The sequence below is a fragment of the Poseidonibacter parvus genome (assembly GCF_001956695.1).
Classification (GTDB): Bacteria; Campylobacterota; Campylobacteria; order Campylobacterales; family Arcobacteraceae; genus Poseidonibacter; species Poseidonibacter parvus.
This window is the reverse complement of the sequence record NZ_CP019070.1, coordinates 1,438,789-1,463,260: the sequence shown is the minus strand read 5'-3', so window position 1 is coordinate 1,463,260 and position 24,472 is coordinate 1,438,789. Positions and strand designations below refer to the sequence as shown.

General features: G+C 28.5%; 19 protein-coding genes. 6 read left to right on the top strand and 13 right to left on the bottom strand.

Annotated elements, in window-relative coordinates; genetic code table 11:
- Positions 1 to 34 precede the first annotated feature (34 nt).
- A complete protein-coding gene (locus LPB137_RS07260) occupies positions 35 to 2,542 on the top strand; it encodes a sensor histidine kinase (RefSeq protein ID WP_076086395.1) in 2,508 nt (835 codons plus the stop codon).
- A 53-nt stretch (positions 2,543 to 2,595) separates the two neighbouring features.
- On the opposite strand, the gene pyk is transcribed toward LPB137_RS07260, so the two are convergent.
- The 13 genes from pyk to LPB137_RS07195 form a co-directional block, all read right to left on the bottom strand.
- Positions 2,596 to 4,041 (bottom strand): pyruvate kinase, encoded by a 1,446-nt coding sequence (gene pyk / locus LPB137_RS07255; protein WP_076086392.1) that lies wholly within the window; start codon positions 4,039 to 4,041, stop codon positions 2,596 to 2,598.
- A gap of 10 nt (positions 4,042 to 4,051) precedes the next feature.
- Entirely contained in the window at positions 4,052 to 5,671 is a 1,620-nt protein-coding gene (locus LPB137_RS07250) for an NADP-dependent glyceraldehyde-3-phosphate dehydrogenase (protein WP_076086389.1), read from the bottom strand.
- Between the two features lie 137 nt (positions 5,672 to 5,808).
- Positions 5,809 to 7,464, bottom strand: coding sequence for a glucose-6-phosphate isomerase (pgi, locus tag LPB137_RS07245; RefSeq protein ID WP_076086386.1), 1,656 nt, complete (start codon positions 7,462 to 7,464; stop codon positions 5,809 to 5,811).
- Positions 7,465 to 7,466: 2 nt separating this feature from the next.
- A complete protein-coding gene (gene eda, locus LPB137_RS07240) occupies positions 7,467 to 8,102 on the bottom strand; it encodes a bifunctional 4-hydroxy-2-oxoglutarate aldolase/2-dehydro-3-deoxy-phosphogluconate aldolase (protein ID WP_076089271.1) in 636 nt (211 codons plus the stop codon).
- 1 nt (position 8,103) lies between these two features.
- A complete protein-coding gene (gene edd, locus LPB137_RS07235; RefSeq protein WP_076086383.1) occupies positions 8,104 to 9,933 on the bottom strand; it encodes a phosphogluconate dehydratase in 1,830 nt (609 codons plus the stop codon).
- Positions 9,930 to 10,637, bottom strand: coding sequence for a 6-phosphogluconolactonase (gene pgl / locus LPB137_RS07230; protein WP_076086380.1), 708 nt, complete (start codon positions 10,635 to 10,637; stop codon positions 9,930 to 9,932). The genes edd and pgl overlap by 4 nt, the downstream gene beginning before the upstream one ends.
- Complete coding sequence (gene zwf, locus LPB137_RS07225) at positions 10,627 to 12,090, bottom strand: glucose-6-phosphate dehydrogenase (protein ID WP_076086377.1); 1,464 nt, start codon at positions 12,088 to 12,090, stop codon at positions 10,627 to 10,629. Before zwf ends, pgl begins: the two co-directional genes overlap by 11 nt.
- A 69-nt stretch (positions 12,091 to 12,159) precedes the next feature.
- Positions 12,160 to 13,086: a carbohydrate kinase family protein gene (locus tag LPB137_RS07220; RefSeq protein WP_076086374.1), complete on the bottom strand. Its 927-nt coding sequence runs from the start codon at positions 13,084 to 13,086 to the stop codon at positions 12,160 to 12,162.
- Positions 13,087 to 13,108: 22 nt separating this feature from the next.
- Positions 13,109 to 14,572 (bottom strand): mannitol dehydrogenase family protein, encoded by a 1,464-nt coding sequence (locus tag LPB137_RS07215; protein ID WP_076086371.1) that lies wholly within the window; start codon positions 14,570 to 14,572, stop codon positions 13,109 to 13,111.
- Positions 14,569 to 15,609, bottom strand: coding sequence for an ABC transporter ATP-binding protein (locus LPB137_RS07210; protein WP_076086368.1), 1,041 nt, complete (start codon positions 15,607 to 15,609; stop codon positions 14,569 to 14,571). The genes LPB137_RS07215 and LPB137_RS07210 overlap by 4 nt, the downstream gene beginning before the upstream one ends.
- A gap of 38 nt (positions 15,610 to 15,647) precedes the next feature.
- Positions 15,648 to 16,478, bottom strand: a complete 831-nt coding sequence (locus LPB137_RS07205; protein ID WP_076086365.1) for a carbohydrate ABC transporter permease — start codon at positions 16,476 to 16,478, stop codon at positions 15,648 to 15,650.
- A 10-nt stretch (positions 16,479 to 16,488) separates the two neighbouring features.
- The gene (locus tag LPB137_RS07200; protein WP_076086362.1) at positions 16,489 to 17,364 is read right to left on the bottom strand and encodes a carbohydrate ABC transporter permease; all 876 of its coding nucleotides are present in this window, start codon (positions 17,362 to 17,364) and stop codon (positions 16,489 to 16,491) included.
- Between the two features lie 100 nt (positions 17,365 to 17,464).
- Positions 17,465 to 18,772 carry an ABC transporter substrate-binding protein gene (locus tag LPB137_RS07195; protein WP_076086358.1) on the bottom strand — a complete coding sequence of 436 codons (1,308 nt, stop codon included), beginning with the start codon at positions 18,770 to 18,772 and terminating at the stop codon, positions 17,465 to 17,467.
- A gap of 282 nt (positions 18,773 to 19,054) precedes the next feature.
- On the opposite strand from LPB137_RS07195, the gene LPB137_RS07190 reads away from it, so the two are divergent.
- The 5 genes from LPB137_RS07190 to LPB137_RS07170 are packed head-to-tail and all read left to right on the top strand — an operon-like array spanning position 19,055 to position 24,471.
- Positions 19,055 to 19,759, top strand: coding sequence for an HAD family hydrolase (locus tag LPB137_RS07190; RefSeq protein WP_076086355.1), 705 nt, complete (start codon positions 19,055 to 19,057; stop codon positions 19,757 to 19,759).
- A 2-nt stretch (positions 19,760 to 19,761) separates the two neighbouring features.
- Positions 19,762 to 20,709: a sugar-binding transcriptional regulator gene (locus LPB137_RS07185; protein ID WP_076086352.1), complete on the top strand. Its 948-nt coding sequence runs from the start codon at positions 19,762 to 19,764 to the stop codon at positions 20,707 to 20,709.
- Positions 20,710 to 20,714: 5 nt separating this feature from the next.
- Entirely contained in the window at positions 20,715 to 21,311 is a 597-nt protein-coding gene (locus LPB137_RS07180) for an arylesterase (RefSeq protein ID WP_076086349.1), read from the top strand.
- On the top strand, positions 21,311 to 21,967 hold the full coding sequence (locus LPB137_RS07175; RefSeq protein WP_197682246.1) for an ABC transporter ATP-binding protein: 657 nt from the start codon (positions 21,311 to 21,313) through the stop codon (positions 21,965 to 21,967). Before LPB137_RS07180 ends, LPB137_RS07175 begins: the two co-directional genes overlap by 1 nt.
- A complete protein-coding gene (locus tag LPB137_RS07170; protein WP_076086343.1) occupies positions 21,967 to 24,471 on the top strand; it encodes an ABC transporter permease in 2,505 nt (834 codons plus the stop codon). The genes LPB137_RS07175 and LPB137_RS07170 overlap by 1 nt, the downstream gene beginning before the upstream one ends.
- Position 24,472 lies beyond the last annotated feature (1 nt).

Genomic DNA, 24,472 nt, shown 5'->3' with positions numbered 1-24,472 from the left:
TTAATAATAAAATCCATAATACTTAGGAGCTATCGTGCAAAAAATAAAAGGAAAACAAGAAAAGTTACAAAAAATACTTTCAAAGCATTTTTTAAAATTTTCACTTGTACCAATATTTGTTGTTGAAGTTGCATTAGTAGTTTTATACTTTTCTATTAATTCTTATATTTCATCGAAAAATACAGAATTACTTTTAGCTGAAGCCAAACTATACAGTAAAACAGTTCTAGAAAATGAAGCTAATATTATTAGTGATAAGTTAAGTACAATTTCAAGAATTAATACTCAACTTCAAAGAGAACATGAAAAACTTTTTGAAAACCCTTCTGTTTTTGGTTTACCAAATGGAAACCCTAAATTCAATATCGCCCCAAATGGTGTTTTTTATAAAGAAAATAAAATTGGTTCTAGTTTATATTATTCGTCTAAAACTAAGATTACTGAAAAAGAAAAGCAAAAGGCCATTTTTACTGAAGCTATGGATATTTCTTTAAAAAGTGTTGTTGATATAAATCCCAATATTGTTGCTTCATATTTTAATAGTTGGGATGATATGAATAGACTTTATCCATTTATTGATGATGTAGCTAAACAATATGGTGAGCATATTCATATGGAAGATTATAACTTTTATTATTTAGCTGACAATAAACATAATCCAACAAAAAAATCTACATGGACTAGTGCTTATTTAGATCCTGCTGGTAATGGTTGGATGCTGTCTTCTTTAGTTCCAATTTATAATAATGGTTTTTTAGAAGGAGTTACAGGTTTAGATATTTCTATTGATGTTTTTGTCAAAAATGTATTAGATAAAAAATTGCCTTATAATGCAAATTTATTCATGGTAGATGAAAAAGGTATGATTATTGCAATGTCTGAAGAAATTGAACATTTATTAGGATTAAAAGAATTAAAAGAACATCTATATACTGATGCCATATTAAAAACAGTTGAGAAACCTGAAGAGTTTAATCTTATTACAAACAAAAGTGATTCTGCTAAACATTTTAAGAATATATTAGAAAATAATATCAAAGAAGCATCTTTCGGGCTTAATGGTAAAGATTATTTAGTTTATGAACAAGATGTAAATGAGACTGGTTGGAAATTATTGGTATTAATTGACAAGAAAAATATTTTTTCTTCTATTGAAATACTTCAAAACTTATCAAATAAAATTGGTTATGCAGCAATTGCCTTTTTATTACTTTTCTATATAATATTCTTTTATTTATTACTAAAAAGAACTAATGAATTCTCAGATAGTATTACAACTCCAATTACTAAACTTTCTAAACAAACATCTAAAATAATGGACATGAATAATGAAATAAAAGTTCTTGATACTAATATTGAAGAAATAGATAAATTAAGTAATAACTTTGTAAATATGATTGGTGTGCTTAATGAAAGAACAATCAAACTTTATGAAGCTAAAGAAGTTGCAGAAGAATCAAATAAATCAAAAGATGAATTTTTGGCTAATATAAGTCATGAATTAAAAACTCCTTTAAATTCAATAAATATAATTTCTTCAATAATGAAGAAGAATTCTAAAGAGAATCTTGATGAAAAAGATGTAAAAAATATAGAAATAATAAATAATTGTGGAAAAGATTTGCTTTTATTAGTAAATGATCTTTTAGACTTAACAGAAATAGATAAGGGAACGCTTGAAGTAAACAATGATAAAATTATTCTAAAAGATTTTTTTGACAAACTTTATAATAAGTTTTCAGAACAAGCTAATGCGAAATCATTAAATTTATCTTTAAACATTGATAGTACGATATCAGTTATCAATACTGATAATTACAGACTTAATCAGATAATTGATAACCTTCTTAGTAATTCTATTAAGTTTACAAATAAAGGTAATATATCTTTAAATGTTAAAGATGATAGCGAATATATTAGAATTTTTGTTAAAGATGATGGTATAGGAATTTCCGAAAATCAAGTAGCTACTATCTTTGATAGATTTAAACAAGTAGATGGAAGTACAAGTAGAAAATATGGTGGTACAGGACTTGGTTTATCTATTACAAAAGAATTAGTTTCTCTTCTTAAAGGTAAAATATTTGTTAATAGTGAAATTAATATTGGTACAACTTTTGAAATAATTCTTCCAAAAGATATTGAGATCACACAAGAAAAAAGTAAAAATGTTCAAAGTAGAAAAAATGTAGATGAAATTATTCCTGCACCAAAAGAGAGTGTAAAGAAAGTAGAAAAAGTTTTAATTTTAAATAATAATCCAATTACTTTCATTATTATGATTGTAGAACTAAGAAAAAAATATGAAGTTATTCAAGCTACTAATATAAATGAGTTTTTAAAAATCAATAGTAGTGATAATATTAGTAAGGCAATTTTAGATACTTCTACATTAAAAAATGATGAAATTGTTAGCTTAAAGGAAAATGTATCTAATAACTTTGTTATGATTTACAAAGACAATTTAGAAGAAGAATTAGAAAAAAAATCTATTTTAAAAATAGAAAAAAATGAAATAAAAGAATCTATAAGTAAGATATAAAAAAAGGAGCTATTATTTAGCCCTTTTTTAGATACACTAAATAATATTAAATTTTACTTCTTTCCCTTAAAATTCAAATAATATTCAATCTCAGACTCAGTTAAAATCTTAATTGTATTTGTACTTCCTGGCATTCCTACTGGATACCCTACTGTTGCTACATAAGGTCCTTCTTTTTGAAGTAAGCCTTTTTGCTCTAATGATACTAACATCTTTTGAAACATTTTAGAGGCATGTGCTTCTTTTATTGTTCCTATTGGTTGTACTCCCCAAACTGCTGTTAATGAATTTAATACTTTTTTCTTATGTGTAAATGTTAAGATTGGAGTTTTTGGTCTATATCTTGACATTTTTATTGCTGATTTTCCTGAGCTTGTTAGAGCTAGAATTCCTTTTGCATTTAAATCATCTGCTAATTTTGTTACAGTTGCTTGTATTACATCAAATTCATCTAAGTATTCTAATTTACTTTGTTTATCAAAGTTATAAATATCTTCTGTTTTTGAAATAATATTACTCATTGTTTCAACTACATTTATTGGATCTTCACCAACTGCACTTTCTTCAGATAACATTACTACATCTGTTCCATCTAGAACTGCATTTGCAACATCAGATATTTCTGCTCTTGTTGCTCTTTCATTTTGTGTCATTGATAAAAGCATTTGTGTTGCTGTAATTACAGGCATTCCTACATTATTTGCTTTTTTAATTAGCATCTTTTGAATAGTTGGCACATCATAGTAAGGTACTTCAATACCTAAATCCCCACGTGCTACCATTAGACCATCAGATTGTTCTATAATATCATCAATATTTTCAACAGCATCAAACTTCTCTATTTTTGCTATTAATTTACCTTTATAGCCATTTAGAAGTTCTCTTGCTCTTTTCATATCATTACCATTTTGAACAAAAGAGATTGCAAAGTAATCTACATTATTCTCTACACCCCAAGCAATATCTTTTTCATCTTTTTTTGTAATTACATTAATATCAATTACTGTATTTGGGAAATTTACACCTTTTTTTGAAGATAGTATTCCATGGTTTTCAATACGAGCTATTACTTCACCTTCTATTTGAATTACTTTTGCTCTAATAGTTCCATCATAAAGGTAAATATATTCATCTATTTTTACTTTATCTAGAATATCAGGATAATTAATAGAAACTACATATTTTTTATCTTCTTTTTTATATCCTACAATTTCTTCTTTTAGAAAAGTGATTTCATCACCACGTAAAAGTTCAAAAGGTTCTTTTAAATCCCCTACTCTAACTTTCGGTCCTGAAATATCTTGTAATACTCCTACTGTTGTATTAAGGTTTTTCATAGCAGTTCTAATATTATTTAAAGTATCTAAGTGATATTCATGACTTCCATGAGAAAAGTTTAATCTAAACATATTTGCACCTGCTTTGATTAAGCCTTCTATTGTCTCTATGCTATGGCTTGCTGGGCCTAAAGTTGCTAATATTTTTGTTCTTTTTTCCATCTCTTTCCTTTTATAAAATGAAATCAGTTGATAAAAAGTTAGATTTATGATCTCTTAAAATATTCGTCACTATCTCTTTATTTTCACTATTATTTTTAATAGCAACCATTGACCTAATACTAAAAGCTCTTAGTGCATCACCAACTGAAAGTGTACTTTGTGCAGAATCTTTTCTTCCTGTAAATGGGAAGATATCTGGTCCTCTTTGACATTGAGCATTTATATTAACACGGCTTACTTGATTAACAAAACTATCAATCATTTTAGCGATTTCATCAGAATTATTTCCAAAAATACTTACTTGTTGTCCATAGTTTGATTCCATTAAATATTGCATTGGCTCATGAATATCTTTATAAGTTAGAATTGGAACAACAGGACCAAATTGCTCTTCATGATAAACTTTCATATCTTTATTAACAGGATATAAAACAGCTGGGAACATAAATGTATTTTTTATTGTGCCACCATCTTTATTTACTATTTTTGCACCTTTTGAAGTTGCATCATCTATTAAATCTTTTAAATATGTAGTTTTATTAGATTCAGGTAATGGTGTAATTTGAACATCTTTATCCCAAGGCATTCCATATTTAATAGCATCTACTTTTGCATTAAATTGTTCCAAAAAGCTTCCTACAATATTTTCATGAACAAATAAAATCTTTAAAGCTGTACATCTTTGACCGTTGTAAGATAAACTTCCTGTAACACATTCATTTACAGCAACTTCAAGATTTGCATCAGGCATTACAATAGCTGCATTTTTAGCTTCTAAGCTTAGTACTGACCTTAATCTATTTGGTTTTGGGTGATGATGCTCCATAGTACTAGCAACTTTTGAACTACCAATAAATGCTAATACATCAATTTTTCCACTTTTCATTAATGGAGTTAATAACTCTTCCCCACTTCCATATAATGTATTTACTATACCTTTTGGAAAAGAATCTCTAAATGCTTCAAGAAGTGGTCTATGTAATAAAACACCAAATTTTGGTGGTTTAAAGATAACTGCATTCCCCATAATAAGTGCTGGAATTAATGTGGTAAATGTTTCATTTAATGGATAGTTAAATGGTCCCATACATAAAGTAACACCAAGAGGAGATCTTTTTACCTGAGCTAAAATTCCAGATTCAATCTCTAATTGAGAATTTTTTCTATCTAAGTTTTTTAAAGCTTCAATTGTATCTTTAATATAATCAACTGTTCTATCAAACTCTTTTTGAGAATCTTTAAGTGATTTACCTATTTCCCACATTAAAAGATTTACAACTTCTTCTCTTTTTTCAATCATTTTGAAAGTAAACTTTTCTACTGCTTTTATTCGCTCTTCTACTTTCATTTGTGGCCATTGACCCATCCCATGATTATATGCGTTCATTGCAGAGTCTAAAGCTTGATGTGCTTCATTTTGAGTTAGTTTTGGATAAGTTCCAAGTTTCACTTGTTTTCCATCTTTTAAACATATTGGAGAATAAACATCTTGTTTTTGACCTTTCCAATGTTTTATTGAACCATCAATTAAATACTCATCTTGAGAGATTTCACCATCTAATTGAAATTGTTTTGGAATTTCTTCTATAGATGTAAATATATTTTCATATTTTTTATTATTAGTTTTCATTTTTATTTCCTTAAAATTCATAATGTCATTATAATGACTTAAACGTTAATTAAAACTTAAACATCATAATGTTATATTGTTATTATAAAAAATAAACTTTTAAATAAATAAAGAGATATTAATATACCTCTTTATTTCTATTCTTGCCAGGCACTAATTGCGTTTAATAATCCAGCACTTGATGAGTCCATATCTTTGTGCGTATACTCTTTTTTCTTTTTATGTGTCTCTTGAACATGTGTTAACATCTCTGTTGCTAACTCTTTTCCAAGTTCAACTCCCCATTGATCAAATGAGTCAACACCCCAAATAATACCTTCTACGAAAACTCTATGCTCGTATAAAGCTATGATTTTTCCTAAGGTTTTAGGGTCAAGTTTTTTATATAAAAGAGTTGATGAAGGACGATTACCATTAAATTGTCTATGAGGAGCTAATCTAATTGATTCTTCATGTGGAACTCCTCTTTTTTCTAATACCCGAATTACTTCATCAATTCTTCGCCCTGCCATAAGTGCTTGACTTTGTGCTAAACAGTTTGCAATTAATAAATCATTATGCTCTTTCATATCATTTTCTGATTTATTTACACCTAACATAAACTCACAAGGAACTATTTGTGAACCTTGGTGTAATAATTGAAAGAATGAATGCTGTGAATTTGTACCAGCATCACCCCAAACAATTGCACCTGTTTTTTCATATAAGCTCTCACCACTTGAAGAAATACTTTTTCCATTACTTTCCATATCAAGTTGTTGAATATATGAAGGAAAAGAACTTAATCTTTGATCATACGGTAAAATTGCACGTGTTGGATATTCACATATATTTCTATGCCAAATTCCAATAAGTCCAAGTATTACTGGCATATTTTGCTCAATTGGTGTATTTTTAAAATGCTCATCCATTTCATAAGCACCATCTAAAAACTGTGAAAAATTATCAGTTCCAATTGCTATCATTACACCTAATCCAATTGAACTCCAAATTGAGTATCTTCCACCAACCCAATCCCAATATCCAAAAACTCTGTCTTCACTAATACCGAAATCTTTAGTTTTTTCTAATGCTGTTGAAATTGCAGCAAAATGTTTTCCTGCATTTTCTTCACCAATTGCATTTGACATCCATTTCATTGCTGTTTTTGCATTTGTCATTGTCTCAATAGTTGTAAACGTTTTAGATGCTATTAGTATTAATGTTTTTGAAGGGTCAAGATTACTTAAAGTATCTGTAATATGAGATGAATCAATATTAGATACAAAATGAACATTAGGACCATCATGAAAAGGTTTTAATGATTGTGTAACCATAGCAGGGCCAAGATGTGAACCTCCAATTCCTATATTTACAATATCTGTAAAAGCTTCACCACTTGATGAAACAATTTTACCATCTCTGATTCCATTTGCAAATTTTTGCATTTTTTCTAAACCTTCTTGAACATCTTGCATAATATCTCTATTGTCAACATATATAGGTTTATTTGGTTTATTTCTAAGTGCTATATGTAAAACGGCTCTATTTTCAGTGATATTGATTTTATCACCACGATACATTGCATCTCTTTTTTCTTCAACATCACAAGCTTTTGCTAGTTTAAATAATGTTGTCATAACATCATTATTTACATGAACTTTTGAATAATCTAAAATCATATCATCTAGTGAAGTTGAAAACTCCTCAAAACGCTTTGGATTTAGAGTAAATAAGTCATTAATTGACATATTTTTAAGCTGGCTTCTAATTTGCTTTAATCTAGCAAAAAGAATATCTCTTTGTTCGTTCATATTTAAGCCTTATTGATTTTTTCTAATGAACTTTTAGCAATTCTTGTAATCTCATCAAAGTTCTTTTCATCAAGTAGTTTTTTTGGAACTAACCATGAACCACCTACACAAAGTACATTTTTTAAATCTAAAAACTCATTCATATTATCTAGACTTACTCCACCTGTTGGACAAAAACTCATTTTTGCAAAAGGTCCCAAAAAGGCTTTAAGTAAGTTTACTCCTCCAACTTGTACTGCTGGAAATAGTTTACATGCGTTTATATCATTATTTTGTGCTAGCATTACTTCTGATGCTGTACAAACTCCTGGAATTAGAGCGATATCATTTTGTTTTGCAGCTTGTATTAACTCTTCACTTATTCCTGGAGAGAATACAAAAGCTGCTCCATGAGAAATAGAGTCTTCTAAATCTTTTTTATTACATACAGTTCCTGCTCCTACATTCATAGAAGGCATTTGCTTTGATATAAGTTCTATTGCTTTAAGACCTGTTGCTGTTCTTAAAGTAATTTCCATTATATTAATTCCACCATCTTGCAATGCTTTTGCAAGTGGTAATGCATCTTCAATATTATCTATTGCTATTACTGGTACTATTGGGCTAATGCTAAGTACTTCTTTTGCGTTTATTTTCATATTAATTTCTCTCTTTTCCAATAATATCAAAGATAGTAGCACCCTCTTCTGCACTACTAATATTGTCTCTAACACTAGAGAATAAATTTCTTCCATAGTTATAATGATTAGCTGATAAGTCTACTTTTTTAATAGTTCTTCTAATCTTTTCTTCTGCTGGGATTTCAATATTTAATGTTCCTTTTTTAACATCTAAACAAATCATATCTCCATCTTCTATAAGTGCAATAGCTCCACCTTTTGCAGCTTCATTAACTAAATGAATTGCAGATGGTACTTTTCCAGAAGCTCCTGACATTCTTCCATCTGTTACAATTGCAACTTTAAACCCTTTATCTTGTAAAACACCAAGAGAAGGTAATAAACCGTGAAGTTCAGGCATTCCGTTTGATTTCGGTCCTTGAAATTTAACAACTGCTACAAAATCTTTATTTAATAAACCTTCTTTAAAGGCATTTTTTAACTCATCTTGAGTTGAGAAAACCATTGCAGGAGCTTTAATATATAAATGCTCATCTTTTAAAGCAGAAGTTTTAATAATACTTCTTCCTATATTTCCTTTTAAAAGAGTAATACCACCCTCATTTGAAAAAGGAGCTTCAACGCTTGAAACAATATCTTTATCTCTTGATATTATGGCACCTTTATTAAATACTAATTTATTCTCTTTTAAAGTAGGCTCAACTATATAATTTTTTAAACCACGACCTACAATTGTATTTACATCTTCATGTACTAAACCTGCATTTATTAGCTCACTAATTACAACACTCATACCACCTGCATCTCTGAAGTGATTAACATCAGCACTTCCATTTGGGTATAGTCTACATAATAGTGGTGTTACAGATGAAATCATATTAAAATCATCCCAATTTATAATAATTCCAGCAGCTCTTGCCATTGCAATTAAATGAATTGTATGATTAGTAGAACCACCAGTTGCCATAAGTCCTACAATTGCATTAACAAAACTTCTTTCGTCAATAATATCTGCTATTGGTGTGAAATTATTTTTATACTCTGTTAAATTCAATAATGTTTTTGAAGCTTCTTGTGTTAATTCATCTCTTAACTGCGTATTTGCATTTACAAAAGAAGAATTAGGAAGTTGTAATCCCATCATTTCTAAAAGCATTTGATTTGAATTGGCAGTTCCATAGAAAGTACAAGTACCACTACTATGATATGAAGCTGCTTCTACTTTAAATAATGCTTTTTCATCAACTTTTCCTTGAGCAAATTCTTGACGTACTAATGCTTTTTCTTTATTTGAAATACCAGAAGGCATAGGACCTGCTGGCATAAAAATAGCAGGCAAATGTCCAAAAGATAATGCACCTATTAAAAGTCCTGGAACAATTTTGTCACAAACTCCTAAATAAATAGCTCCATCATAAACATTATGAGAAAGTCCAATAGCAGTTCCCATTGCAATATTATCTCTTGAGAATAGACTTAATTCCATTCCTTCATAACCTTGAGTAACACCATCACACATAGCAGGAACTCCAGATGCAACTTGTGCTGTTGCACCTTCATTTAAAAGTGTTCTTTTAATTAATGATGGATAAACACTAAAAGGTTCATGAGCTGATAGCATATCATTATAAGCAGTTACAATTGCAATATTTGGAGTAACTTTATCTGACATTAATTCTTTTTCTTGTTCATTCATTGGTGCAATTGTATGTGCAAGATTACTACATCCAACTTTTGATCTATTAACACCTTTATTACTAGCTTCTTTAACTCTATTTAAGTAAATCTCTCTACTTGTCTTTGATCTTTCTATGATATTATTTGTAACTTCTAGTATTATTTCATTCATTTGTAATATACCTCTATTATTTTTTTATCTTGATTTAAAATTGAAGCTATTGGCATTTGTTTCTTATCAATACCTTCAAGAACTTGCTTATAGATTTCTTGTTTTTGTTCACCTTCAAAATGTAAATAAATATTATTTGCAGATAATATTGCATTTTTTGTTAAACTCATTCTGTCATAAGGTGCATTGCTTGGTGTCATAAAGACACATAAGCTCTCATTTGTTTCAAAAGCTTCTTCGAGTTTAATATTATTAGGAAAAATAGAAGCCGTATGTCCATCAGCTCCCATTCCTAATACTATTACATCAAAAGGAAACAATTCATTTTGATAAATGTCTGAACAAGTTTTTTGTGAATCTTCAATTGTCATATCTTCTTGATACATTGGAATAAATTGTGCTTTTTTAGCAAAGTTTTGTAAAAGTGTATTTTTAACTAACTTTTCATTTGAATCATCACTAGAAGATGGAATCCATCTTTCATCTACAAGTGCAATTTTTACTTTTTCCCAAGGAATATCAAAAGAGCTAAGTTCTTCAAATAATGGCTTTGGTGTACTACCACCTGAAACAATTAATGAAGCATTTCCTTTTTGTAATATTGCATTTTGTAAATTTGTAATTATCTTTAGACTTAAAGACTCAATTAACTCTTTTTGTTCTGAAAAAAAATTCTCATTATTATTTTGACTATTAATCTTCATGCCAATCCCTACCATCTTTTGCAATAAGTTGGACACCTGCACTTGGTCCATTTGTACCTGCAGCATATTTTTTCATAGGAACAATATTATCTTCCCAGGCTTCTAAAATACTATCAACCCATTTCCAAGCACTTTCAACTTCGTCTAATCTCATAAATAGTGTTGGATTTGATCTTACAACATCAAGTAATAATCTTTCATATGCTTCATTTTTTCTTTTTGTAGATGAAGGTGAAATCAACTCTAAATCAACTTCTTCTAGTCTCATGTTCTCACTTAATTCTGGTACTTTATTTATTAAACTTAAGGTAATACTCTCTTCAGGTTGAAGCGTAATAACAAGCTTATTAGAAGAAACAGGTTCACCATTATTTTGGAAAATAGAATAAGGAACATCCTTAAATTGTATTACAATCTCAGAGTTTCTTTTTTCCATTCTTTTTCCACTTCTAATATAAAATGGAACTCCATTCCATCTCCAGTTATCAATATCAACTCTTAAAGCTGCAAATGTTTCTGTTAGACTTTCTTCAATATCTTTATTATCTAGATATCCAGGAACGGGTTGACCATTTATTGAACCATTTGAGTATTGTGCACGAACTGTATTAGCAGCTACATTTTCTCTTGTGATTGGTCTTAAGGATCTTAAAACTTTTACTTTTTCATCTCTGATACTATTTGCATCAAGTGAACAAGGTGGCTCCATTGCAACTAAACAAAGTAACTGCATTAAATGATTTTGAATCATATCTCTCATAGCGCCATATTGGTCATAATAACCAGCACGACCCTCAACACCAACACTTTCAGCAACAGTAATTTGAATATGGTCAATATTAGTAGCATCCCAAAGAGGCATAATAATTCTATTTGCAAAACGCAAGGCTAAAATATTTTGTACTGTGTTTTTTCCTAAATAATGGTCAATTCTATAAATTTGATTTTCGTTAAAATATTTTAATACTTCATTATTAATTTCTCTTGCAGATTCTAAGTCTTTTCCAATTGGTTTTTCTAAAACAACTCTAGATGTTGGTTTTATTAGTTCCCAATGGCTTAAAGACTTACATATATCCCCAAAAAAGTTTGGTGATGTTGATAAGTAACTAACTCTATCTTCATTTGAGCTTTCATCTAGTATCTTTTTTAAATCTTTATAACTGTCATTATCTGCAAAGTCCACATATACTGAATGTATTATTTCTTTAAATTTATCAAAAACTTCATTACTAAATGATTCTTTTTCTATAAATTCTGATAGTTTTTCTTTTGTTAATTTTATATGTTCTTTTCTACTTAACTTTTGTCTTGATACGGAGATGATTCTACTTTCTTCTTCTAAGTAACCATCGCTAAAAAGATGGTATAAAGCTGGTATTAGTTTTCTAAAAGAAAGATCACCATATGCTCCAAAAATTATAATATCTGTTGGTTTTTTTATTTCATTCATAAGTTTTTATATCCTTTAATAAAAATATCATAACATTATAACCTTATGATATTTTTAAATTTTAATAAGTTATGAGTTTAGTTCTTTATAAAAAGGAGGATTAGCGCCAATTCTACCTACACTAATTCCTGCAACTTTATTTGCGAATATTAATGATTCTTCAAGTGATTTTTCATCAATATTAACTAAACCTTTTTTTGAGAAGCTATTGTTTTTAGATAAAGAGAATAATAAGGCTCCATTGAAAATGTCACCTGCGCCAATTGTATCAATAACTTCTACTTTTTGTGCTTTTGCAAATACTTCATATTTTTTAGTTTTAATTATCGCACCTTCGCTTCCTTTTGTAAGAACAATGATACTAAGACCTAAGTCTAGCCATTTTTTATGTAGTTCTTCAAAAGAAGTATCAGGGTATAACCATTCAAAATCTTCGTCTGATATTTTTATAATATCACTTTGAGAAAGTATATTCTCAAATCTTTGTATAAAAATTGATCTATTTTCAATAAAATTAGGTCTGATATTCGGATCAAAGAATACAACTTTTGAAGAGCTTTGTTTATTTACAAAGCTTTCAATTTCACTTCCATTTGGTTCACTCATAAGTGAAATTCCACCAACATAAAGCGTATTTACTTCTTTGTCATCTAAAACAACATCTTTTAAAGATATATTTTTATTTGAACTATTTTCATCGAAAAAACTATATGTTGTAGTTCCATTTGCAATTTTTGCAAATGCTAATGTTGTATTAAATGAAGTGTTTACGCATAAAGAAGTGTTTACTTTAGACTTTTGTAATTCTTCTATTATCATTTCACCAAATAAATCATTTGAAACTGAGCCTAAAAAAGCTACATTAGCACCTAATCTTCCTAAGCAAATTGATGTATTTAAAACAGCTCCACCAATTTTAGGTATAAAAGCTGTTTCTCCATTATCAAGATGACTAGGAATCATATCTATTAATGCTTCTCCACAACATATAATCATTTTTCTTTTCCTTTAATATGTATTATTGTTTATTATAATTTTTAACTGTATTTTCTACACCATTTTCCCAAATACTATTTAAGAATTTAGTAAAAGTTTCAGAGAAATAAGTATTTTGAGATAATGTTCCATAAATTTCATCAAATTGAATAAATACAATTGGATTATCTTTTGCTTCTAGTGCTAAATCTTTTAGTTTATCTTTTCTAGCATCATTTATATCTAACTCTTTTCCATTTTCATCTGTTCCAATTGAGTATCTACACCATAAAGCACAAGCTAAAATAAGTCCATCTACATTAACATTATTTTTAATTCCATCTTTTATACTATCAATTATAAATTTTGGTTGCTTGTTAGAGTTATCAAAACAAATTCTTGTAATCGTATCTTTTATATATGGATTAGCAAATCTTGTTATTACAGTATTATAATATTCATCAAGATTAATATCTGTAACAATATCTTTTAGTACTGGTATTACTTCTTTGTTTATAATACTGTCTAAAAATGTCTTTACAGTTTCATTTTCTAAAGCTTCATGTACGTAATCTATATCTAACAATGCACTTACAGATGAAATTGCTGCATGTGAACCATTAAGCATTCTAATTTTCATTAATTCATATGGTTCTATATCATCAACAAACATTACTCCAACTTCTTCAAGTGCTGGTCTTCCATTACAAAAGTTATCTTCTATAATCCATTGTATAAAAGGCTCTGAAAATACAGGTCTATTATCAATATACCCATATTCACTTTGAATAAATGCAATATCTTCTTTTGTTGCAGTTGGTGTAATTCTATCAACCATAGAGTTTGGACAAGATACATTACTTGCTATATATTCACTTAAGTCTGCATCAATTTGCTGTGACATTTTAACCATTACATTTCTTAAAACATTTCCATTATGTGCAATATTATCGCACGTTAAAAGAGTAAAAGGATTAAGACCTTTTTCTTTTCTGATTTTTAATGCTTTTATTAATATTCCAAAAGCTGTTTTTGGATTATCAGGGTTATTTATATCTGCTTGAATTTCTTCATTTTGAATATTGAAGTTTCCATAAGAATCTATATAATATCCACCTTCTGTAATAGTAAGTGATACAATTTTTATATTTTCATTACATAAAGATTCAACTAATAAGTTATTATCAACCTCAATAAAATCAATCATTGATTGTAAAACTCTTGTATTAGTTGTATTTTCATCTCTTTGAACAAGTGTAGTTAAACAATCTTGTTTTAATAAATCATCTCTCATAAAAGTATCATATTCTCTTAAACCTGCACCAATAATTCCATAATTTAAATCTTTTCTTTGATTAAATAAAGAATCTAAAAGATAAGCTTGATGAGATCTATGAAAGTTTCCAACACCAATATGAATAATTCCTGCACTTAAATCATCTTGCGAGTAATTATATTCAGCTTTATTAAATGCACTATTTTGTAAAAAGTTTTTATCTAAAATCATTTTATAGCCTTATCATCATTATCAAAGAAATAAAATCTTTTATCAGCAGAATTAATGAAAATTTCATCGCCTACTTTTAAATGGTCTTGTACACTTTTAACAGTAATTAATTGCTCATTACTTAAACTTACGTAATAAATTACATATTCACCTAAATGCTCAACTAAATCAACAGTACCTGTAAAATCAGCTTCATCTCTTTGGCATAAATCAATGTGCTCAGGTCTAACACCTACTGTTTTTACAGAAGCTTTATTATCAATATCACTTTTTTCTACAATATTTTTTGCTTCGTTTGAATTACTAGTTTCAATAAAGTTCATTTTTGGACTTCCAATAAATCCTGCAACAAATAAATTATCAGGACTATTATATAGTTCATCTGGTGATCCAAATTGTTGAATAACACCTTTATTTAAAACAACAATTCTATCTGCAAGAGTCATTGCTTCAACTTGATCATGTGTAACATAAAGCATTGTTGCTTCTAAATGTTTATGTAGTTTCGCAATTTCAATTCTTGTATTAGATCTTAAGTTTGCATCTAGATTTGATAAAGGCTCATCAAATAAGAAAACTTTTGGCTCTCTAATTATTGCTCGTCCAATTGCAACTCTTTGTCTTTGACCTCCTGAAAGATTTTTAGGTAATCTATCTAGTAAGTTTGTCATTTGTAAAGATTTAGCTGCTTTTTGAACTCTTTGATCTATTTCAGCTTTTGGTACTTTTTGTAATTTTAATGAAAATGACATATTGTCATAAACATTCATATGAGGATAAAGTGCATATGATTGAAATACCATAGCAACTCCTCTTTTTGATGGAGGAGTATCATTTATAACTTCTCCATGAATTGAAATCTCACCACTTGTAATTTCTTCAAGACCTGCAATTGTTCTCATTAATGTTGATTTCCCACAACCACTAGGTCCTACGAATACAACAAACTCACCTTTTTTGATTTGTAAGTTTGCGCCTTGTATAATAGTTGTTCCTTCATAAGCTTTAACAACATTTTTTAATTCAACACCTAACATATAATTTCCTTTTTCTTTTTTCTTTAATATTTAATAATTTATTTAACAGCACCGAATGTTAAACCTTGAACTAGTTGTTTCTGACAGAACCAACCAAACACTACTATTGGAGCACAAGCTAAAGTTGAAATAGCTGATAACTTAGCCCAGAATAATCCTTCAGGACTTGAGTAAGAAGCAACTAACGATGTTAATGTTGCTGCATCTGCTGAAGTTAAGTTGATTGACCAAAATGCTTCATTCCAACATAAAATAATACTAAGTAATCCTGTTGATGTAATTCCACCCCATGAAAGTGGTAATACAACATGTCTTAATTCTTGAAGATAATTAGCACCATCTAAACTTGCTGCTTCTAAAATATCTTTTGGTAAATCTTTAAAGTATGAAAATAACATCCAAATAATAATTGGTAAGTTCATAAGCATAAAAATTACAATTAAAACCGTTTTAGTATCTAATAGCCCAAATTTTTGAGCAATTAAATAAATTGGAAGTAATACACCAACTGCTGGTAACATTTTTGTTGATAACATCCATAACATTACATCTTTTGTATTTTTCGTTGGAGAAAAAGCAAAAGAGTATGCTGCAGGAACTGCTATTATTAACGATAATAGCGTTGCACCAAATGATGTAATAATTGAATTAATAGCATGATGCCAGTAATCACTTCTTTCATTTACTAATGCGTAATTTTCAAAAGTTCCTTCAAAGATAAACATTGGAGGAACTGCAATTGCTTGTAATTCAGTTTTAAAACTTGTTAATACCATCCAAAAAATTGGAAAGAAGAATATTAGTGCAATAACCCATGCTAATGTAACTAATACTCTGTGTGTTATTTTTTCTTTTGTTTTATAAGTCATCTTTAAATCCTTATGCCATTAAGCTTTTGCCAACTTGCTTGATTAAGAAGTAAGCAACAATATTCGCTAAGATAATGGCAAATACACCACCAGCAGAAGCAATTCCAACATCAAAGTCTAATAATGCATTTGTAAAAATCATATATGTCAAGTTAGTACCTTCACTACCTGGTCCGCCACCTGTTGTAATTAATATTTCTGCAAATATAGATAAGTGAAAAATCATTTGAATCATAACTACAATAGCAATTGATCTTGAAAGATGAGGTAATGTTAAGTAGTAAAACTTAGCAAAAAAACCTGCACCATCTAATTCAGCTGCTTCTTTTTGTTCTTGATCTTGTGACTGTAAAGCTGTCATAAAAATTAATAATGCAAAAGGCGTCCATTGCCAACTTAACATTATAATTATGGATACAAGAGGAAAATCAGACATCCAATCAATTGGTTCTAATCCAAACGTATTTGAGAAAAATGCAAACATTCCATAAACAGGGTTCATAAACATATTTTTCCATAATAATGCATTTACAGTTGGCATTATAAAAAACGGAGCAATTAACATAACTCTTACGATTCCACGTCCAGGGAAGTTTCTATCAATTAAAACAGCAAGAATAATTCCTGAAATAATAGTAATAGCAATAATACTTACTACTAATATAAGAGAATTAAAAACAGCTGGCATAAATGCTTCATCTGTCATAAAGAACTCATAGTTCCCTAAACCTTCAAAACCTGTATCCATTGGATTTAACAAGTTATATCTAATTACCGAAAAGTATAAAGTCATTGAAAGCGGTACAATCATCCATAAAAACAGAACAATAATACTTGGAGCTTTTAATAAGTTCATAACGGTACTTTTATCTAAATCAAATTTCATTATTTACCTTTATAAGTTAGTTTGATACATACATAACAAATTTTATAATTTAATACGTATGTATCAAAAAAAGAGTTTCCTCTTTTTTTGATTACAGAGACTATTTATAGTATCTAGCTCTTTTCATTGTTCTATCAGCAGCTTTTTGAGAAGACTTCAATGCTTTTTCAACAGAAACTTTTCCAGCAAGTGCTGAACTCATGTGTTTACCAACAGTTGTTGCAATTCCTTGGAACTCAGGAATAGTAACAAATTGAACACCAACAAAAGGAGTTGGGTTTAAAGTAGAATCTTTTGGATTTGCTGATAAAATTGCTTTTAACTCAGCATCTGCAAATACTGCAGCATCTTTAAAGTTTTGGTTTTCATAAGTACTTTTTCTTGTACCTGTTGGAACTTTACCCCAACCATTAGTTTTACCAACTAATTCAATATATTCTTTAGAAGTTGCCCAAGAGATGAATTTTTGTGCATCAGTTAAGTTTTTAGTACTTGATGGAATTGCTAAGGCCCATGACCATAACCAGTTTGCACCTTTACTTGTAACACCTACAGGAGATTGAGCGAATGCAATCTTATCGTGAACTTTAGATTGTTTTGGGTCTGAAATAAATGATGCTGCAATTGTTGCATCAATCCACATACCACATTTACCTTCATTAAATAAAGCTAAGATTTCATTGAAACTATTTCCACTTGAACCTGGAGGTCCATATTTACTTACTAAGTTAACATAGTAGTTAATTGCAGAATTCCACTCTTTAGAGTCTAATTGTGGTTTACCATCTTTGTCAAACCATTGAGCTCCAAAAGTATTAGCCATAGTAGTAATTAAGGCCATGTTATCACCCCAACCTGCTTTTCCTCTTAAACAAATACCATAAATTCCTTCTTCAGGATTGTTAATAGCTTTTGCTACTTTTTCAATATGTTCCCAAGATGGATTATCTGTAATTGTCATTCCCGCTTTTTGTACTAAATCTTTTCTATACATTAACATAGAACTTTCACCGTAGAATGGAGCTGCATATAATTTACCATCATTTGATAAACCATCAACCATTGCAGGTAATAAATCTTTTTCATCATAAGCTGCATCGAATTTCATTTCTTCAATCCAACCTTTTTTACCCCACATTGGTGCTTCATACATACCAATAGTCATAATATCAAACTGACCACCTTTTGTAGCAATATCAGTTGTAACTCTTTGTCTTAGAACACCCTCTTCTAAAACAACCCATTTTAATTTTACATCTGGATTTTGTTTTTCAAATACTTTTGATAACTTTTGCATTTCAACCATGTGGCCATTATTAACAGTAGCAATTGTTAAATCACCTGCATTTAAACTTAATGCTGCAATTGCTGCAACCATACTCGTTTTTAATATTTTTTTAACATTCATCTTTCTCTCCTAAGTTTTTGTTAAATTGGGCTTTTGCTAATTTGAATAGCAAAAGCCCATTTGTTGAAAAGATAATAACAATATGAAACTTAATTTTGTATAATATTTAACCAATTAATGAATATTTTTTATGCTATTTTAATGCTACTTTTTAGATAAAAATTATTAATCTTTTTATATCCTTACATATGGCCTATTTTTGATAAATTTTCTGATAATGCAAATATTAAATAAAAACTTGTATACTTTCAACAAATATAAACAATTATAAAGGCAAAAAAATTGCAAGTAAAAAACTATGAAAATATTGAATTAATTATTTTTGATTGTGATGGAGTATTAATAGATAGTGAGATTATAAGTGCACAAGTAATCTCAAGACAATTTAATAAAATAGGTATAGACATAAGTACACAATATGTGCAAGATCATTTTATTGGACAATCATATTCTAAAACTAAAGCACATGTTCTTGAAAAGTTTAATACTAATTTAGCGGATAACTTTGAAAAAGAGTATAGAACAGAATTATTAAAAGCTTTTGACACAGAATTAAAGATTATACCTGGTATTGAAACTATTCTAAAAAATTTAAATATTAATAAATGTGTAGCAACAAGTAGTAGTCTTAGTCGTGCTAGTAGTTCTTTAAAAACCGTGGGTGTTTATGAATATCTTAAAAATGATATTAATAGTGCTTATGATTTAGGACCTAGAGGTAAACCTGAACCTGATATTTATTTAAATTGTGCAAAACAGTTTAACGTAGAGCCTAAAAATGTTTTAGTAATTGAAGATAGTTTAATAGGTATACAAGGTGCAAAAAAAGCAGAAATGAAAGTATGGCACTTTACAGGTGCTAGTCATTTAAAAGATTGGGATACTAATCATGTATATAAATTTCAGCCTGATTTTGTATTTAATGATATGAATAATTTCTTTTTATATCTTCCACATTTAACAAACAAAAAGATAAAAGGAGAATAGTCATGTCTCAAAAAGTTGATAAACTGGATCTTGCAGCTCGCGCTGGATGGCTTTATTATGTTGCAGGATGTACACAAGAAGAAATAGCAACACAATTTGGTATTTCAAGACAATCTGCACAAAGAATGGTATCTTTATGTGTAAGTGAAAAGTTAATAAAAGTAAGACTAGATCATCCAATTTCTGAATGTATGAAACTTGCAGAACAATTAAAAGAAAAATATTCTCTAAAAGAGTGTGAGGTAATACCAGCTGTTTCTAAAGATGTTAGTACAAATATTGGTTTAGGGCAAGCTGGTGCTTCTTTAATGGAAAAGTTTATTGAATCAAGTGAAGCTACAATTATAGGTTTAGGAACAGGAAAGGTTCTTAATATGATTGCAAATGAGTTATCACCAATGAATGGTTCTCATCATAAACTTGTATCATTAGTAGGAAATATGGCAAATGATGGGTCTGCATCTTCACATGAAGTAGTTAGTAAAATCTCTGATAAGATCGATGCTACTTATTATCCTATGCCTTTACCTTTAATTGTTTCTTCAGAAGAAGAAAGAGATTTACTTCATAATCAACAATCAACAAAAAATGTTTTAGCTTTAGCTAAAAAAGTTGATGTTTCTTTTGTAGGAATTGGACAAATGGATGGTACAGCTCCTATGTATAAAGACAATTTTATTAATAAAGAAGAATTAGATGCACTTTTAAATGCAAAGGCTGTGGGTGAAATTATTGGTTGGGCTTTTGATATTGATGGAAATGTAATTAACGCAGCGACAAACAAAAGATTAACAAGTATTCCTCTTGTAAAAAACCCTGAGAAACTAGTAATAGGAATTGCAGCTGTAAAAGAAAAACATACTGCAATTAAAGCTGCTTTAAAAGGTAGCTTAATAAATGGACTAATTACAAATGAAGTATGTGCTAGAGCACTTTTAAAGAAAGGATAAATATTATGAAAAAGATTTTATTAATTATGTGCTTATTTACTTTTCATTATTCAAATGCAAGTAGTATACTGTTTTTAGGTGATTCTTTAACAGAAGGCTTAGGTGTTGATAAAGAAAAAGCATATCCAAAACTAGTAGAAAATATGCTTCAAAAAGAAGTGAAAAAAGATATAAAAGTAATTAACGGTGGTGTTAGTGGCTCAACTACAAGTGATGGATTAGCTAGACTTAGATGGTATTTAAAAAGAAAACCTAGCATAGTTTTTATTGCACTTGGTGCTAATGATGGTTTAAGAGGTTTAGATTTAAAACAAAGCCAAAAAAATCTAGAAGAGATTGTTTTTTATGCAAAAAAAGCTGATGCAAAAGTTTTACTAGCAGGAATGTTAATTCCACCTAATTATGGCCAAGAATACGCAAATAACTTTGAAAAAATGTACAAAGAAGTTAAAAATAAATATAAATTAAAAAGTATGGATTTTTTATTAAAAGATGTTGCGGGAATAAAAGAATTAAACCAAAATGATGGAATACACCCAAATACACAAGGACATAAAGTAATTGCAAAAAATGTTTTTAAATTTATAAAGGAAGAATTGTAGTGTTAGAAATAAAATCATTAAAAAAAGCTTATCATCAAAGCTCAACGAGTATTGAAATATTTAAAGATTTAAATTTTCATGTTAAACCTGGTCAAAAAATTGCAATTATGGGAAAATCAGGAAGTGGTAAATCTACACTACTTTCTTTAATTTCTGGAATTATAAAAGCAGATGATGGAGATATTTTATTAGATGGCACTTCTTATAAACAATTAGAAGAAAGCCAAATAAATGACTTTAGGGCTTCAAATATTGGTTTTGTTTTCCAAAACTTTCATTTAGTATCTTATTTAAATGCTTTAGAAAATGTAATGTTACCTGCAAAAGTTTGTAATATTTCAAATCCAAAGGAAAAAGCAAAGGAATTACTTAAAAGCGTTGGCTTAGAGCATAGATTAGATCACCTTCCTTCACAACTAAGTGGTGGTGAGAAACAACGTGTTGCAATTGCACGAGCACTTATACATAACCCTAAAATTATTTTAGCAGATGAACCAAGTGGAAATTTAGATGAAGAAACAGGAATTGCTGTTATGGATAAGCTTTTTGAATTAATTGATAAAAACAACACAACATTAGTTCTTGTAACACATTCTAAAGAAGTTGCACTAAGATGCGAAAAAACTTATGAACTTTCACAAGGAAATTTAGTTTAATGCTTATTTTTGAATTAGTTTTAAAAGCACTTGCAAGATCTAAGTCTTTTTCTTTAATCTTTATTTTAAATTTTGCCTTAGCAATTGCTGCATTATCATACTTACAGTTTTTTAAAGGAAGTATAGATAACTCACTTGAGACAAAAGCAAAGAGCTTATTGGGTGCAGATTTAGTTGTGTCTTCACGATTTGCAATTACAAATGAACAAATAGAAGATATAAAAACAAAACTTCCTAAAATAAAAAGTTTTAATGAGGGAATTTCTACTGTTAGTATGATTTCATCTTCTAAGCGTGCAAGACTTATGGAACTTGTTAAAATAAATGAAGACTTTCCTTTTTATGGAGGAATGACATTTAAAGATAATTCTATTTATCCAAAGGGAATAAATCCACCTAAAAGCAATGAAGTTTGGGTTTATCAAGAAGTTTTAGATTTACTTGATTTAAAGAAAAATGATCAGTTAAAAATTGGAAAAGAAAACTTTATTATCAAAAAAGTTATAGTTGATGATAGTTTAAAAGCAATAAGTTTTAGTGGTTTTATGCCTAAAATTTACATAAGTAAAGAGGGACTAGATAAAACTGAATTATTACAATTTGGTTCAACTGCTTCTTATAAATTAAACTTTTTATTTGAAGAAAATATTGAAAATGATAAATTAGAAATCTTAGAGAATACCCTAGAAAAAAGTATTGACCAAAACTTAAGAGTGCTTTCTCCTAATGATGGAAGAGATAGATTATTACGTGTTTTAAATTTTGTTACAAACTTTTTATCACTAGTTTCTCTTATATCATTCTTTTTAGGTTTAGTAGGTTTAATATACTTATACTCAGGTTTTTTAAACAAGCACCAAAAAGATATAAACGTACTAAATGACCTTGGATTTAATAAAAAAAGTTTAATGCTTACTTATTTATTACATTTATTTGTACTTGTTAGTATTTCAAGTATTGTTGTTTTTACTTTTATTGGTTTATCTGCACAGTTTTTGGCACCAATTGTTCAAAAACTTATTGATATAGATTTTGATTTTACTTTAGATTATATATTTTTCTTAAAATCATCGCTTATTTTATTTGCTTTGAGTATTAGTGTAGGTTTTCCTTTGATTTTACCACTACTTCAAAGACAAAAGCAAAACTTATTTAAAGTTGTACTTTCTTTTGTACCTTTTTTAGTTCTATTATTACTTATCTCTCACTTTGTATCACCTGCAAGAAATATTGGTCTATTTTTTGCACTGGCAGTTTTAATAGTAATTATATTGTTTTTTACAATAGGTTCTTTTATATTAAAGAAATTAGATTTTTCAGGACATATAGAAAACCTATCTTTATCTTTGGCTATTAAAAATATTACAAGAGAAAAGAAAACTTCTTTGACTTTGTTTACTGCTATTGTTTTATGTACTACGTTTTTTAGTTTAATTCCACAAGTTGGTTCATCACTATCAAATGCTTTAACACTTAGTGTAAACGACAGACCTAGATTTTTTGTTATAAATGCCAAAGAAGAGCAAATCAAAGATTTAGAAAAACAAGTAAATACTTTAGGTGCAAAATTAGAAAATGTTTCAGCAATGATTCGAGCTAGAATTGTAAAAGTAAATGACTTAGATTTTACAAAGCACTCTATTAATAACGCTGATAAAAAAATTAAAGCAGATGCAAATGAACTACAAAATAGAGCTATAAACCTATCATATAGAAATAAATTAAAAAATAGTGAGCAAATAGTTGAAGGAAGAGAGTTTTCAGGTGTTTATAATTCACCTGATTTTTCAAAAGCAATTGAAGTTAGTGTTGAGAAAAGATATGCACAAAGAAGAGGTATTAAATTAAATGATACACTTGTATTTGATGTTTTAGGTTTAGAACTTGAAGCTAAGGTTGTAAATATAAGAAGTGTAAATTGGACTGAATTTGTTCCTAATTTCTTCTTTATATTGCAAGAAGGAGCTTTAAATGATGCACCTAAAACTATGTTAGCAACTATATCTTCTGGAGATTATGATGCTACACAAGTACTTATAAAGCTTACAGATTCATTTCCATCTTTAAGCATTATTGATGTAAAAGATTTATTTGAAACTTTTGCAAACCTTGTAAAAAATGTTACTTCAATTACTGATAAAATGAGTATCTATTCAATTACAATAGGTTTACTTATGAGCTTTATAATTATTCAATACCAAATGAATTTACAAAAGAATAATATATTAAGATTAAAAATGATTGGTATTAAAAACCATACTATTAGAAACTCATTTTTATTAGAGTTTGGTCTTATATCATTTACTGCAAGTACTTTTGGAATAATATTAGGAAGTATTGGTTCATATTTTATAAGTGCCCTACTTTTTGATTCATATTGGGATTTTAGACCTGATATATTATTTGCATATTTCTTTTTTATTCCAATATTAACATTATTGATTGTAAGCTTTTTTACATCTAGAATGATTCATCAAAAAGAAAATGTTCTTTTTGGTGAGTAAG